The sequence below is a fragment of the Streptomyces sp. NPDC030245 genome (assembly GCF_055572995.1).
Map to the genome: position 1 here is coordinate 945996 of NZ_JBVICF010000001.1, position 14234 is coordinate 960229.

Consider the following 14234-nt stretch of genomic DNA (forward strand, 5'->3'; position numbering starts at 1 on the left):
GCTTCTGTCTCACATGGGAATTGTGGAGATGGCGGGAATCGAACCCGCGTCCAACGGTGCAGAATCAGGGCTTCTCCGTGTGCAGTTCGCTGCGATTTTCTCGGCCCCGGCGATCACGCGAACAAGTCGCCGACGGGCCCAGTCACTGTTTGATTTCCTCCTAGGTCCCGTGACCGGGCCTAGAAGTTTAGTTCCCTAGCTGATGCCAGGATCCGGGTCGGGAACAGCCCCGGGCTGACACTTCGCAAGTCGCTACTTAGGCAGCGAGGGCGAAGGAATCGCGCTTGGTGTTGGCGATTATTTGTTGCGACATATGGTTTACGAGATCATTGCCGCTTCCTCGACACGCTTCCCCTGCTTCGACATCCGCTGTCGAAACCGATCATCCCCATGTTGATTTTTCAAACGGACCTTCCGCACCACTTCGCAGTGGCTCTCCGGCCCGGCCTGCCCCGTCACCAGCGGAGCAAGACCCATCGTACGTGACCAACGCACGACGGTGCCAGCCTATTCCGCGGACCCCGCGGGAGGCGGCTAGCCGATCCCCTGGCGCCGCCGCGCCGCCGAGATCGCGCGGTTCGTCTCGCGCGTGTCCTGCTTCTCGCGGAGCGTCTGCCGCTTGTCGTACTCCTTCTTGCCCTTGGCAAGGGCGATCTCGACCTTGACCCGGCTGTCCTTGAAGTACAGGGAGAGGGGCACGATCGTGTGACCCGTCTCCTTGGACTTGGACTCCAGCTTGTCGATCTCGGCCCGGTGCAGCAGGAGCTTCCGCTTCCGCGTGGCGGAGTGGTTGGTCCAGGTGCCCTGCACGTACTCCGGGACGTGGATGTTGTGCAGCCAGGCCTCGCCGTGGTCGATGTGCACGAAGCCGTCCACCAGGGAGGCCCGGCCCAGACGCAGCGACTTGACCTCGGTGCCCATCAGCACCAGGCCGCACTCGTAGGTGTCCAGGATGTGGTAGTCGTGCCGCGCCTTCTTGTTCTGCGCGACCATCTTCCGGGCGGGGGCCTTCTCATTGGCCTTCGCGGCCTTGCGCTTTACCTTTTCCTTCGCCATAGTCCGGCCATTTTCGCACTACGAGGGGGGTCCGAGGCCAGTCAATACTGTCTCGGCCCGCTCCTCGGCCCGCTCGCCGGCCTCCAGGTCCGGGGTGATGCCCCGGCCGTCGACGGCCCGTCCCGAAGGGGTGCGGTAGTGGCCGACGGTCAGCTCGGCGACGGAGCCGTCGGGCAGGCGGCTCGGCATCTGGACCGCGCCCTTGCCGAAAGTCCTCGAACCCACGACGACCGCGCGGCCGCGGTCCTGGAGCGCACCCGTCAGGAGCTCGGCCGCGCTCATCGTGCCGCCGTCGACGAGCGCGACCACCGGCCTGTCCGTGTCGCCGCCCCGCTCGGCGTGAAGCGCCTTCTCCTCACCCCGTATGTCATACGTCGCGACGAGACCGCCGTCGACCAGCGCGGAGGCGGCCGTGACCGCCTCCGAGACGAGGCCTCCGGAGTTCCCCCGCAGGTCGAGCATGATCCCGGCGCCCTCGGGGGCCTCGCGCACGGCGGTCCGCACGGCCTCTCCGGAGTCCTTGGTGAACGCCGCGACCTTGATCAGGACGGCGCCGCCGGGCAGCCGGCTGACCGTGACCGGGTCCGTGGTGACATGCGCCCTGCGCACGGTCTCGCGCCACGCGCGCGTGCCGCGCTCCACGCCCAGGGTCACCGGGGTGCCCGCGCGGTCGCCGCGCAGCAGGGCGAGGACCTCCGTGACGGGCCGGCCGGTGACGCGCTTGCCGTCGACGGTGCGCAGCCGGTCGCCCTCGCGGAGCCCGGCCCGCCCCGCGGGCCCGTCCCGCTGGACCCGGGAGACCTCGATGCGCCCGTCGGCCGCGCGCCGTGCCCACAGTCCGACGCCGGTGTACCCGCCGCCGAGGGCCTTCTCGAACTCCTGGTACTCCCCCGGCGAGTACACCGACCCCCAGCGGTCCCCGCTGCGGCTGACGGCTTCCTCGGCGGCCTTCTCGGCGGACTTGCCGTCGGCCATGGCCTTCGCGGCGGCGTCGGCGGCCTCCGCCGCGGTGTCGTCGGGGTCCTCGGGGTCGTCTGCACCCTCCGAAGAGCCCGCCATGTCCGAACGTAACGAAGGAGGAGGGGGATTTCGGCCGTCGTCGGCGGCGTCGCTCCAGGAGCCGGTGGCGGCGCCCGTGACGAGGACGCTCGCGAAGACCAATGTCAGGGTCGCCCCGCGGCGGATGCGGCGGGGCCGGGACAACCGGTCGGCGAACCGGACGAGGCCTGACATGCCGGTGAGTCTAGGACAACGAAGGGCGCCGTACGGTTGGTTGAACCGTACGACGCCCTGCCGCGCAGGCGGCTCTTGTCACACCTTCAGGTACTTGCGCAACGCGAAGAACGCGGCAAGCGCGGGCATGAGAAGGCCGATGGCGAGCACCAGCGGCAGCTTGGCCAGGACCGCGTCCCAGCCGATGAAGTTGATGAGGTTGATCTTCTCGGACAGTTCCAGACCGTGGTCGATCATGAAGTACCGCCCGACCAACAGCATTCCGCAGGCGACCGCTCCGCCGATGAGGCCGGCGACGGCGGCCTCCATGATGAACGGCATCTGGATGTAGAAGCTGGACGCGCCGACCAGCCGCATGATGCCGGTCTCGCGTCTGCGGCTGAAAGCCGAGACGCGCACGGTGTTGACGATCAGCATCAGCGCGACGACGAGCATCAGCGCCATCACCGCCACGGCCGCCCAGTTCATGCCGTTCAACAGCCCGAAGAGGTTGTCGAGATAGCCCTTCTGGTCCTGCACGGACTGCACGCCGTCACGCCCGGAGAAGGCGGTCGCGACCACCTGGTACTTCTCCGGGTCCTTCAGCTTGATGCGGTACGACTCCTGCATCTGGTCCGGCGTCAGGGAGCTGGACAGCGGCGAGTCGCCGAACTGCTCCTTGTAGTGCTTGTACGCCTCGTCCGCCGACTCGTGCGTGACCTTGTCCACGACGGGCATCTTCTTCAGATCGCCGAGGATCTGGTCCTTCTGCTCGTTCGTGACGGCGCCCTTGGCGCACTTGGGGTCCTGCTCGGCGTCGGCCTTGTTGCAGAGGAAGATCGAGACGTTGACCTTGTCGTACCAGTAGCCCTTCATCGTGCTCACCTGGTCACGCATGAGCAGCGAACCGCCGAAGAGGGCGAGCGAAAGCGCTACGGAGACGATGACCGCGAAGGTCATCGTGAGATTCCGGCGGAGACCGACGCCGATCTCCGACAGGACGAACTGGGCGCGCATGGCGGCCTTTCAGTGGATCAGGTGGAACAGACAGCGGTCGGGCGGGACGGCGTCAGTGCTGGTAGCCGTAGACACCGCGCGACTGGTCGCGGACGAGGCGGCCCTTCTCCAGCTCGATGACCCGCTTGCGCATCTGGTCCACGATCTGCTGGTCGTGGGTGGCCATCACGACGGTGGTGCCGGTCCGGTTGATCCGGTCGAGCAGCTTCATGATGCCGACGGACGTCTGCGGGTCGAGGTTGCCGGTCGGCTCGTCGGCGATGAGGAGCTTGGGGCGGTTGACGAACGCGCGCGCGATCGCCACGCGTTGCTGCTCACCACCGGAGAGCTCGCCCGGCATCCGGTCCTCCTTGCCGCCGAGTCCCACGAGATCGAGGACCTGGGGCACCGACTTGCGGATCTCGCCGCGGGACTTGCCGATGACCTCCTGCGCGAAGGCGACGTTCTCGCCGACGGTCTTGTTGGGCAGGAGCCGGAAGTCCTGGAAGACGGTGCCCAGCTGGCGCCGCATGTGCGGCACCTTCCAGTTGGACAGGCGCGCGAGATCCTTGCCGAGGACGTGCACCTGGCCGTGGCTGGTGCGCTCCTCGCGCAGGACGAGCCGCAGGAAAGTGGACTTTCCGGAGCCGGAGGATCCCACCAGGAAGACGAACTCGCCCTTCTCGATCTCGAGGGAGACGTCCCTGAGCGCGGGGCGGGTCTGCTTCGGATAGGCCTTGGAGACGTTGTCGAATCGGATCACGGATGCACCACGGTTTGCCGGGGGTAGGTGAGCGTGACCATACGCGAAGCAGGTACGCGCGCGCAGTCGGCGTCCTGAGTTGCGCGGATTGTCGCGGAAGTACGGGGCGGAGACCGTGGCGAACGGGCGGGCCGCGCCGAAATCCGCGGAAGCTGGCACAGTGGTAGGGGGAACGATTGAGTTCCCCGTAGCGTTGGGCAGGCTGAGACTGTGCGGGAGGAGAAGCGCATGACCCTGGATCGGTTGGTATGCGCGAACTGCGCAGCGCCCGTGAGTGAAGGCCGCTGCCCCGTGTGCCGGGCCAATCGCGAGCGTATGCAGCAGGAAGGGCCCTTCGCCGGGCTCAATCCCGCGGCACTGATAGCGCTGCTCGTCGTGTTGATCGCGGCGGTCGTGCTGCTGGCGCAGCAGACCGCGTAGAGCGCCGGCCCTGCGGGGCGGTGTGGATTTCAGTACGGAGAGTCACGGCACGTACACGCGAAGAAGGGCCCGGAGCTCCGTGAAGCTCCGGGCCCTTCTTTCACGCGTACGTGTCGTACGGCTGGGCCTCGATCAGGCGATCAGGCGGCCGCGCCGCGGTTGCCGACGAGGCGCGGCAGCACGCGGAAGCCGATGCCGCCGGCGATCATCGTCGCGGCGCCGATCAGCAGGAAGGTGGTCTCGGCGGCGCCGGTCTCGGCCAGCTCGCCCTTGTCGGCGGCCGGCTGGGCGTTGTTGCCGCCCTGCTCGACCGGCTGGGAGCCGGTGTCGGACAGGCTGTCCTTGCCCTTGCCCTGCTCGACGGGGACGGAGCCGCCGCCGTCGGGGTCGGCGTCGTTGCCGCCGTTGTCGCCGCCGCCGTTGCCGTGACCGTTGTTGCCGCCGTTGCCGTTGCCCTCACCCGGGTCGGTGGTGGGGTCCTCGGTCGGGATCTCGGGGTCCGTGGGCTCCTCGGTCGGAATCTCCGGGTCCGTCGGCTCCTCGCTCGGCTCCGTGGGCTCCTCGGAGGGCTCCGGCGGGTCCGAGGGGTCCTCGGGGTCGCCCGGGGCCGGGTCGTCGGCCGGGTCCAGGTCCACGTCCACGCCCACGCCGCTCTCGTCGGCGTGGGCGCCGGCGCCCACCCCGCCGAGCTCGACGCCGACGTCGAGGGCCGAGGCGGCACCCGCGGCGGTCAGCGAGGCACCGGCGGCGATCACCGCGCCGGCGGCTATTCGCGCGACACGGATCCGCGTCTTCTTCGTCATCTGGTTGCTACCCCCAGTAGCTGAATCGTCAGTGAGGCAGCGTCCGGGGCTGCGTTCGCCGGGGGCGTTCGATCAGCCATCACCATCGGCCTCCGGCCCCCACGGATCCCACGCGCCCCAGAAATACGCACGCCGCGCGCTAGCCTTTCCACTTTTCACAGCAGCGTCAAGGTCGTTGCGGGCGCGATGTCCGAAATTGGGGGAGTTGACCGTCGTACGGACATCTGACTGTGACGCAAAAGGCAACTGCCGCCTCTTGGGCAGCAGTTGCCTTGTCGATAAAGCCGTTTCCGGCGGCTTTTACTTCTCCTGCTGCTTGCGCCAGCGAATTCCGGCTTCCAGGAAACCGTCGATCTCGCCGTTGAAAACGGACTCGGGGTTGCCGACCTCGAACTCCGTCCGCAGGTCCTTCACCATCTGGTAGGGGTGCAGGACGTACGAACGCATCTGGTTGCCCCAGGAGTTGCCGCCGTCGCCCTTGAGGGCGTTCATCTTCGCCTGCTCCTCCTGGCGGCGGCGCTCCAGGAGCTTCGCCTGGAGGACGTTCATCGCGGTCGCCTTGTTCTGGATCTGCGAGCGCTCGTTCTGGCAGGAGACGACGATGCCGGTCGGCAGGTGGGTCAGGCGGACCGCGGAGTCGGTGGTGTTGACGCCCTGGCCGCCGGGGCCCGAGGAGCGGTACACGTCGACGCGCAGCTCGCTCTCGTCGATCTCGATGTGGTCGGTCTGCTCGACGACCGGGAGGATCTCGACGCCCGCGAAGGAGGTCTGGCGGCGGCCCTGGTTGTCGAAGGGCGAGATGCGGACGAGGCGGTGGGTGCCCTGCTCGACGGAGAGCGTGCCGTACGCGTACGGGACGTTGACGGCGAAGGTGGTCGACTTGATGCCGGCCTCTTCCGCGTACGACGTCTCGTAGAGCTCCGTCTTGTAGCCGTGGCGCTCGGCCCAGCGCAGGTACATGCGCTGGAGCTTCTCGGCGAAGTCGGAGGCGTCGACGCCGCCGGCCTCCGCGCGGATGGTGACGACGGCCTCACGCGCGTCGTACTCCCCGGAGAGGAGGGTCCTGACCTCCATCTCGTCCAGCGCCTTCTTGACGGACTCCAGCTCGGACTCCGCCTCGGCGCGGGTGTCCGAGTCGTCCTCCTCCTCGGCCATCTCGAACAGCACGCTGAGGTCGTCGATGCGCCCGCGGAGCGCCTCGGCCTTCCGCACCTCCGCCTGGAGGTGGCTCAGCTTGCTGGTGATCTTCTGCGCCGCGTCGGGGTCGTCCCACAGGGACGGCGCGGCCGCCTGCTCCTCGAGCACGGCGATATCGGCCCTCATGCTGTCGAGGTCCAGGACGGCCTCGATCGACTCCATGGTCGAGGAGAGGGACTTGAGCTCTTCGGAAACATCGACGACTGCCACGAGTCCAGCGTAACGGTTGCGGCAAGTGGCCCGGTCCGGGGCGGGGTCCCTGCGGGGCTTGGGCGGGGCTCCTCTGTTCGGCTTACCGCCGGTGGGGCGTGCCCTGTCCCGCCGCTCCGCGGCGGATACCTCCCACCCACCCACCCGTGCGCCCCGCGCCGAATGGTGCCGTAGGAGCCACAAGCGGGGGCGGTGGGCCGCCCCACCGTCCCGTGCGCCCCGCGCCGAGTGGTGCCGTAGGGGGCCACAGCGGGGACGGTGGGGCGCCCCGCCCGTCCAGGCACAGCCTCCCGCCTTCGGCGCCGAAGGTCGGCCGCCCCGCCTGCCCCTCGCCGTAGACCCCACCCACCCCAGCGCCGCTGGCGCAGCCCCCGCCCTGGCAGGACGGCGGGGCGCCCCGCCCACCCGTCTGGTGGGCCGTCCTCTTTGGCGGAGGCGGAAGGTGGAAGGGCGCTAGGGGGACGGCGGGGCCGAGTTTTTGGTGTCTGAGGGGGGCGGGGCGGGGTCGTCGTTGGTTGTGGCTGTCCAGGTGGCGATGCCGGCCGCGGCTGCCAGGACCGTTCCTGCCACGGCCAGGGTGATCCTGCGGCGGCGGGCCGAGGAGCGGTGTTTGGCGGAGCCGGGGCGGGCCGTGCCCGCGGCGCGGGGGGCGCGGGCCGTGCCGCGGGCGCCGCCGGCCAGCTCGTCGGGGCCCGGGACCCGCATGGACGTGTGGGTGTCGCGGTTGGAGTCGGCGGAGGCCGAGCCGGGGACGAGGGGGACGGCGCCCCGCCGGGGAGCCGCCTCCCGGGGTTCGGAGGAGGTGGGGGTGGAGGGGGCGTTCTCGTAGGGCTCCGCCTGGTCGGACTCCGTGTCCGGTTCGTCGACGTCCAGCGGCGGCATCCCCGCGACCAGCGGAAGCAGCTCCCGCAGGCGCGTCGCCAGCTCGGAGGCGCGCAGCCGGGACGCGGGCGCCTTGGCCAGGCACTGGACGAGGAGCTGCCACAGTTCCTCGGGGATGCCGGGGAGGGGCACCACCGTCTCGGTGACGTGGCGGCGCAGGACCGCGCCGGGGTGGCCGCCGCCGAAGGGGGTGAAGCCGGCGAGGAGCTCGTACAGGACCGTGGCGAGGGCGTAGATGTCGACGGCCGCGCGCGGGGGCAGGCCTTCGACGATCTCGGGGGCGAGGTAGTCCGGCGTCCCGATGATCTTCGTCGCGCGGGTCCGGCGCGGGGAGTCGATCAGCTTGGCGACGCCGAAGTCCGTGAGGAGGGCGGGGTGGGCGCCGCCGGGGCCGAGGGGGCCCTGCATGTCCAGGAGCACGTTCTCGGGCTTGACGTCGCGGTGGACGATGCCCGCGGCGTGCGCGGCGGCGAGGCCGTCGGCGACGTCCGCGACGATGGCGACGGCGGCCTCGGGCGCCATGCGCCGCTCGCGCTCCAGGCGGGTGCGCAGGTCCGTGCCGCGGACGAGGTCCATGACGAGGGCGAGGTCGTTGCCGTCGACGACCAGGTCGTGGACGCCCACCACGCGCGCGTGGTCGAGGCTGAGCAGCGCCGTGCGCTCCTGGACGAAGCGGCCGACGAGTTCCTGGTCGGACGCCAGGTCCTCGCGCAGCAGCTTGATGGCGACGGGGCCCTCGGGGCCCTCGCCCAGCCACACCGTGCCGGCGCTGCCACGGCCCAGGATCTGGTGGGCGGTGTACCGGCTGCCGATCTTGCGCGTCAAGACTGCTCCTACGGATGCGTGTTGGCGACAAAACTACGCGGCCTTGCCGCCAACCTTCACTCCGGGAGCGGATTTCACTCTGCAGATGTCGACAAATCCCCAGGGCAGCCCGGGTGGGGGCTACTTGCCGCCGACCTTGCCGATCCAGTCGCCGACCGTGTTGTACCAGTCCGTCAGCTGCTCCCAGTACCCCTTCGTCGTACCGATCCAGTCCTGGAGAGGGCTGAACTCCCAGACCAGCCAGCTCGCCACGAAGAGGATGACGATGGTGAACAGGCAGCCCTTGAGGCAGCCGAGACCCGGGATCTTCATCGGGTTGGCGCTGCGCTGCCTCGGCTGACGCGGCTCGCGCGGCTCCCGCGCGGGACGCGGGGCGGGCTGCTGGGGCGGCGGCGCCTGCGGGGGCGCGGCGTACTGCTGGGGCTGGTGCTGGGGCTGGTGCTGCTGCGGCGCGGGCGCGTACGGCTGGGGGCGCTGCTGTCGCTGCTGCTGGCGCTGTCCGCGCGGCTGCTGCGGCGCGTACTGCTGGGGGTGCTGCTGCTGCGGCTGCTGCTGGGGCCGGGCGACCTGGCGCTGGGGGCGGCGGCGCAGCGGGTCCTGCTCGGGGTCCAGATAGGCCTGGTACTGGGTCTGGTCGTTGCGGTCACGGGCCGCGGCCATCTGGCTCTGCCAGGGGTGCGGGTCGTTCGGGTCCGGCCCCGGGGCGTTCGGCGGGACGGGCGGCATGACCGCGGTCGGGTCGGCGTTGCCGCCGCGGTTGTTCGGCAGGACGGAGGTCGCGTCGGCGTCCGGGGAGCCGGGGGTGTGGCCGCCGGTGCTCTGCATGACACTGGTCGCGGCGTTCGGGTCGTACGAGCCCGCGGTGCTCGGCAGCACCTGCGTGGGGTCGGCCGCGCCCGGGGTCCCCGGCACGGGGGCCGGCGACGGGTCCGGCATGAGGAGCGCGCCCACGCCCTCCGCGGCGGCGATCTGCGCCGGGGTGGAGTGCACGCCGACGCCCTCGGCGACGGCGCGCAGGCCGCGGGCGAGGTTCTCGGCGCTGGGGCGGCGGTCCGGGTTCTTGTCGAGGCAGCGCTCGATGACCGTCCACAGCGGGTCGGGCACGGTCGAGGGGCGGCGCGGCTCGGCGCTGAGGTGCTGGTGCAGGACTTCGAGGGCGGAGCCGCCGGAGAACGGCGGGCGGCCGGTGACGAGCTCGTACAGCAGGATGCCCGCGCCGTAGATGTCCACGGCACTGGTCTGCGGGCGGCCCTCGGCGGACTCCGGCGCGACGTACGCGGGCGTGCCGACGAATTCGTGGGTGCGGGTCAGGCCGGGCGAGTCCGCGAGGCGTGCGATGCCGAAGTCGGTGAGCATCGGGTGCATGCCCTGGGCGTCCTGCTTGAGCAGGACGTTCGCCGGCTTCAGGTCGCGGTGCACCACGCCGTCGGCGTGGCTCGCGGCGAGCGCGTCGGCGATCTGGGCGGTCAGCAGGGCCGCCGCGACCGGCGTGAACGGGCCGTTCTCGCGGAGATAGCGGTGCAGGTCGGGGCCGTCCACGAGGTCCATGACCAGGGCGAGGAGGTCGCCCTCGACGACGAGGTCACGCGTACGGACGATGTTCTCGTGCGTGAGCCTGAGCAGGACGGACCGCTCTCTGAGGAAGCGCATCACGACGTCCGCGTCGTTGGCGAGCTCTTCCTTGAGGACCTTGATCGCGACGGTCTCGCCGGGCTGGCCGGGAACGGCCGCCTCGGCGCCCGCGGTCTCCCGCTGGCGGGCTCGCCAGACGGTGCCCGTGGCGCCGCGCCCGAGCGGCTCCTCGAGCAGGTACTTGCTGCCTACCGGCCGCACGTCATGCGCTCCCTGCTGGTCTGGCTGGTCCCGTCCGGACGCTGGTCCTGTCCGGGGGTCTGTCCGATGGTGTTCCGACCCACTGTAGTGCCGCCGAACAGGGCACCGGCCGGTCGGATTCCTCTCGGCCATTTCTTTCCGGGGCTTTCCGGATCGCTGTTCGGTGGGAAGACGCCGGCCCGTGGCCATTGGTTGCCGAGTGGTCCCGAATCGACCTTCTTCGAGGAACCTTCCCCCTTATACGCAACGGTCCAAGCAGGCACTTTTCCGAGCAGAGCCGACCAATCAAGATCACTTACGGGTGGCCGCCGGGCGTGTTGTCAGTGGCAGGTGCGAGGATGCCTCCAGTACTGGCCGACGTGCCCGTGTGCGGTGGGGGGAATCACAGCGCGTGTCCCCGTGCCGGGCGCCCAGCGCAGAAGGGACCGCTGACGGCGATGCAGATCCGGCTGACCGTCCTCGGGCCGCGCAGCGGCCAGCCCGAGCAGCAAGGCCGCCCCACGGCGGCGACCGGGCCGCAGGGCGCCTGTGACGTCCTGGTCACCGCCCCCGCGGGGACCGCGCTCGCCGCGGTGGTCTCCGGTCTCGCCACGGCCGTGGCGGGCGGCGAGGCCCCCCTCGTGCTGTTCGCGGGCCAGGACCGCCTGGACGCCCAGCGCTGCACGCTCGGCGAGCCCCCCTTGATCGACGGCGCGGTGCTCTCGCTGGGCGCCCCCGCCGAGCCGGGTCCCGAACTGTCCGGCGCCGCCGCCCAGTTGCACGTGGTGGCGGGTCCGGACGCGGGCGGCGTCCATCTGCTGCACGGCGGCCAGATCCGGGTCGGCCGCTCCGCGGAGGCGGACGTGCCGCTGGACGACCCGGACGTCTCCCGGCTGCACTGCGCGGTCACGCTCGACCCGGACGGCCGCGTCACGGTCGCGGACCTCCGCTCGACGAACGGCACGGCGGTGGACGGCAGGGAGATCACCGACCAGCCGGTCCGGCTCTCCCCCGGCTCCCTGCTGCGCATCGGCGAGTCCGCGCTCCGCCTGACGGACGGCAGGGGCGGCCCGGTGCCCGGCGCGGGCGCCACGCTCCCGACGGCCCCGGACGGCGAGGGCCACGTGCGCGTGCGCCCCGCCGCAGCGCCGCCGCCCACCCTCGGAGAGGCTGCCCCTACCCACCATGCGTACGGCTCGGCGGGCTGGGGCGCCGCGGGCGGCACGGGGGCGTTCGGCGCGCAGGGGGCGACGTTCGAGGGCGCGCCGCCGCACGAACACCGGCCGATGTCCGGGTACGGCGGGCAGGGGACGCACGGCGGGCTCCCGGGTTCTGTGGGCCCCGCCGGGCCCACGGGCCCCACCGGCTCCACGGCCCTGCACGGGACGCCCGGCGGCTCCTCCGGTCCTGCGGGCCCCACCGGCCCCACGGCCCCCGGCACACCCGTCGTGCCGCAGCAGGGCGGCGTGCCGCACGCCGAGCGAGCCTTCACCGGGACCACCGGCGCCCCCGGCGCCACCGGCACACCCGCGCGCGGCACGACCGTGCCGCGCGGCCTGCGCAAGCGCGGCGGCCTCTCCGCCTGGGCCCGCCGGCTGACCGGCGGCCGGACCCCCGAGGGATACGACGAGTACGACGTGTACGACGGCCCGGACGGCCCCGAGGCGTACGAGGGGCACGAGGGGCATGACGCGTACGCCGACGGCGGCCACGGCGGCACCGGTGGCGGGCCGCTGGAGCCCTCCCCCGAAGACCTCGCCATAACCGCCGCCGCCCGTACGCCGGAGTCGTGGCCGGATCCCGCCACCCTGCTGCTCACCGCGCTCGGCCCCGGACCCCGCCTCTGGGAGCGCGGACCGGGCCACCCCGAGGCTCTCGCGGTGCGGCTCGGCACGGTCGACCGGACCCTGCCGGGCGCCGACGGGTACGATGAGCTGCTACCCGCCGTGCCCGTCACGGTCGGCCTGCGCGAGGCGGGCTCGCTGGGCCTCGCCGGGCCCAGGGACCGGCTGGCCGGCCTGGCCAGGGCGGTCGTCGCCCAGCTCGCCGCGCTGCACTCGCCCGACTCCCTGGAGCTCGTGCTGATCAGCACGGACCGGGCGCGCCCCACGGCCGAGCGCACCGCCGAGTGGGCCTGGCTCGGCTGGCTGCCCCACCTGCGGCCCACCCACGGCCAGGACTGCCGCCTCCTCCTCGCCTACGACCGCGACCAGGCGGCGGCCCGCACCGACGAGCTGGTCCGGCGCCTCGACGACCGCATCGCCGACGGCGGCGTGTACGGCGCGGACGGCACGGAGACCGGTGCCCGCACGGTCGTCGTCGTCGACGGCGACCCCGGGTCCGCCGCGCTGCGCGAGGCCACCGCCCGGCTCGCCGACGAGGGGGCCCGCGCCGGGATCCACGTGGTGTGCCTCGCCGAGACGGTGGCGGCCTCACCCGCGTCCCCGGTCCTCGACACGTACGAAGCCGCCTGCGCGGTGTCGCCGGCCTTCCGCGCGTGCGGTGCCGTCGCGCTGCTCAGCGGTGACGTGGCGACCGCGCTGCGGCTGATGCGGACGGCGGGCGGACGTCCCGCGGGGCACGGCACCGTCGCCGCCGTGGACGCCGTGTCGGCGGCCTGGGCCGAGCGGTTCGCGCGGGCGCTCGCCCCGCTGCGGACGGACGGCACGGCCGGCGCGGGGCACGCGCGCGTGTCCGCGCCGCTGCCCCAGGCGGCCCGGCTCCTCGACGAGCTGGGGCTCGCCAGGGCCACGCCCGCATCCCTGATGGCGCGGTGGGCGGCGGCCGCCGACGACCCGGAGGCGCTCGGCGGGCGCGCCGTGGCGGTACTCGGCGCGGGACCGCGCGGGCCCGTCGTCGCGGACCTCGCCGCCGACGGGCCGCATCTGCTCGTGGAGGGCCCCACGGGCAGCGGGCGTACGGAGCTGCTGCGCTCCGTCGCCGCCTCGCTGGCCGCCGCCGAGCGCCCCGACCGGCTCGGCATCGTGCTCGTGGACGGGCGGGACGGCGTCGGCGCGGGCGGCGCCGCGGGGCGGCAGGGAGCGGGGCTCGGGGTCTGTACGGACCTGCCGCACGTCACCACGCACCTGGTGGCCAACGACCCGGTGCGCATGCGGGAGTTCGCCCAGTCCCTGGCCGCCGAGCTGAAGCGCAGGGCCGAGCTGCTCGGCAGGCTCGGGTTCACCGAGTGGCACACGCAGCGCGAGGTGTCGGGGCGGATGGTCGCGCAGCGCTCGCAGTCGTCCACGACCGCGGCCGCGACGGCCTCGTCCGTGAGCTCCACCGCCGCTTCCCCCGCTTCCTCCGTGGGGGCTTCCGGAGTGGCGCAGGGGCTCGACGGCGACCTCGATCCGCCGCCCAGTGCCACGATGCGGCTGCGGCCCGCCGCGGCGCGGCAGCGGGTGGAGCCGGGGCCGCCGCTGCCCCGGCTCGTGGTCCTCGTCGACGACTTCGACGCGCTGCTCTCCCCCGCCCTCGGCTCCCCCGGGCGGCCCGCCGCCGGTTCGGTCGTCCGGGCGCTGGAGGCCGTGGCGCGGGACGGGGAGCGGCTCGGGGTGCATCTCGTGGCGACCACGGGGCGCAGTGAGCGGATGCCGGAGACGGAGCTGGGGCAGCGGGCGTCGCTGCGGGTGGTCCTCGACGCGGTCGCCTCGGGGCCGGAGGAGCCCGCGCCGGGGCGGGGCGAGCTCCGCTCCCCGGACGGGCGGGCCACCGCCTTCCAGGCGGGCCGGGTGACGGGCCGCATTCCGCGTACGGCGACGTTGCGGCCCACGGTGGTCCCTCTGGAGTGGGAGCGGATGGGCGACCCGCCGGCCCGTCGGCCCGTGCGGGAGCTGGGCAACGGCCCGACGGACCTGGCCCTGCTGGCCAGCGCGCTGGAGCGAGCCGCGCGATCCGTCTCGGCGGACCAGGTGCCGTCCCTGCTGTGACGGCACCTGATCCGGGGGATCCGGGGCGTGCGGAAAGCGCGCTCCGGCCGGGAGGGACACCGGCTCCGGGACTGGGGGGAAACATGCTCCGGGGCCGGGGCGGAACGTGGGCCCGGTTGTGTGGGAAAC

General features: G+C 72.6%; 10 protein-coding genes and 1 other RNA gene. 2 read left to right on the plus strand and 9 right to left on the minus strand.

Annotated features, from left to right (window positions below):
• Positions 1 to 20 precede the first annotated feature (20 nt).
• The 5 genes from ssrA to ftsE all read right to left on the minus strand — a co-directional run bounded on the left by ssrA (position 21) and on the right by ftsE (position 4027).
• Positions 21 to 390, minus strand: a transfer-messenger RNA (tmRNA) gene (gene ssrA / locus ACZ4Z4_RS04220).
• A 144-nt stretch (positions 391 to 534) separates the two neighbouring features.
• A complete protein-coding gene (smpB, locus tag ACZ4Z4_RS04225) occupies positions 535 to 1056 on the minus strand; it encodes an SsrA-binding protein SmpB (RefSeq protein WP_468321820.1) in 522 nt (173 codons plus the stop codon).
• Positions 1057 to 1074: 18 nt separating this feature from the next.
• Positions 1075 to 2289, minus strand: coding sequence for a S41 family peptidase (locus ACZ4Z4_RS04230; RefSeq protein WP_468321823.1), 1215 nt, complete (start codon positions 2287 to 2289; stop codon positions 1075 to 1077).
• A gap of 78 nt (positions 2290 to 2367) precedes the next feature.
• Positions 2368 to 3285 (minus strand): permease-like cell division protein FtsX, encoded by a 918-nt coding sequence (ftsX, locus tag ACZ4Z4_RS04235; RefSeq protein WP_362987091.1) that lies wholly within the window; start codon positions 3283 to 3285, stop codon positions 2368 to 2370.
• A gap of 52 nt (positions 3286 to 3337) precedes the next feature.
• Positions 3338 to 4027: a cell division ATP-binding protein FtsE gene (gene ftsE / locus ACZ4Z4_RS04240; protein WP_055569411.1), complete on the minus strand. Its 690-nt coding sequence runs from the start codon at positions 4025 to 4027 to the stop codon at positions 3338 to 3340.
• A gap of 228 nt (positions 4028 to 4255) precedes the next feature.
• Here ftsE and ACZ4Z4_RS04245 point away from each other — a divergent pair, with 228 nt between their 5' ends.
• Complete coding sequence (locus ACZ4Z4_RS04245; protein ID WP_468321827.1) at positions 4256 to 4447, plus strand: hypothetical protein; 192 nt, start codon at positions 4256 to 4258, stop codon at positions 4445 to 4447.
• Between the two features lie 140 nt (positions 4448 to 4587).
• On the opposite strand, the gene ACZ4Z4_RS04250 is transcribed toward ACZ4Z4_RS04245, so the two are convergent.
• The 4 genes from ACZ4Z4_RS04250 to ACZ4Z4_RS04265 form a co-directional block, all read right to left on the minus strand.
• A complete protein-coding gene (locus tag ACZ4Z4_RS04250) occupies positions 4588 to 5250 on the minus strand; it encodes an LPXTG cell wall anchor domain-containing protein (protein ID WP_468321830.1) in 663 nt (220 codons plus the stop codon).
• Positions 5251 to 5550: 300 nt separating this feature from the next.
• Positions 5551 to 6657, minus strand: coding sequence for a peptide chain release factor 2 (prfB, locus tag ACZ4Z4_RS04255; protein WP_468321833.1), 1107 nt, complete (start codon positions 6655 to 6657; stop codon positions 5551 to 5553).
• A 453-nt stretch (positions 6658 to 7110) separates the two neighbouring features.
• The gene (locus ACZ4Z4_RS04260) at positions 7111 to 8364 is read right to left on the minus strand and encodes a serine/threonine-protein kinase (RefSeq protein WP_468321835.1); all 1254 of its coding nucleotides are present in this window, start codon (positions 8362 to 8364) and stop codon (positions 7111 to 7113) included.
• Between the two features lie 120 nt (positions 8365 to 8484).
• A complete protein-coding gene (locus tag ACZ4Z4_RS04265) occupies positions 8485 to 10197 on the minus strand; it encodes a serine/threonine-protein kinase (RefSeq protein WP_468321838.1) in 1713 nt (570 codons plus the stop codon).
• A 437-nt stretch (positions 10198 to 10634) separates the two neighbouring features.
• Here ACZ4Z4_RS04265 and ACZ4Z4_RS04270 point away from each other — a divergent pair, with 437 nt between their 5' ends.
• On the plus strand, positions 10635 to 14105 hold the full coding sequence (locus ACZ4Z4_RS04270) for an FHA domain-containing protein (RefSeq protein ID WP_468321840.1): 3471 nt from the start codon (positions 10635 to 10637) through the stop codon (positions 14103 to 14105).
• Positions 14106 to 14234: the final 129 nt, after the last annotated feature.